Below are 570 nucleotides of genomic sequence, written 5' to 3' on the forward strand. Positions count from 1 at the left end.
CTCAATACAGTGCGGATATGGACGCAACGTGGCAGACGAATCCTCTGACATTGCTTCAAGTTTGGAGCGATGACGATTTTGTTCGTTTACAAGAGAACATTTTGGGTCACTTGGTGACGCAGCGTCGTCTAAAGCTAAAACCGACGGTGTTTATTGCAGCGACGGATGCAGAATTGGACGTAATTTCAATTTGTAACTTAACGGGCAATGTGATCTTAGAGCGTTTAGGAACAGATAAGCGCGAAGTGCTCGCAGAGAATGTTGTGGAGTTTTTGGCCAAAATTGAGGCTGCGGTGTAAGCATGTACGTTGTTGAGTTGCAATTTGAGTGTTTTGATAACACCACCGTCAGTGCGGTAGATAAAGCCATTAACGGTTTGATGGATGCGTTGCGTTACAACGGCCAAGTGCTAGGTCGTGAATTCCCGATAGTGATGGGCGATGGTGAATTTTTTGTGCGCGTGGTTTGCCCGGAACAAGACAGTTTGCATCCGCGTTATCATTCAGATTTCGTTAAAGTGTGCATGAATCGTTTGTCGGATGCGTCTTTGCTTGCGCCGAAAATGCGCAT

Annotated in this window: 2 protein-coding genes; both read left to right on the plus strand. The window is 46.1% G+C overall.

Annotation, left to right across the window (positions count from 1 at the left end; translation table 11 throughout):
• The coding region (locus R7Q11_RS28260; RefSeq protein ID WP_225467237.1) for a SecY-interacting protein Syd at window positions 1-299 on the plus strand (299 nt) is incomplete at its 5' end.
• Between the two features lie 2 nt (window positions 300-301).
• On the plus strand, window positions 302-570 hold a 269-nt coding region (locus tag R7Q11_RS28265; protein WP_225467238.1), incomplete at its 3' end, for a DUF2310 family Zn-ribbon-containing protein.

The organism is Vibrio sp. 970, from assembly GCF_033339075.1.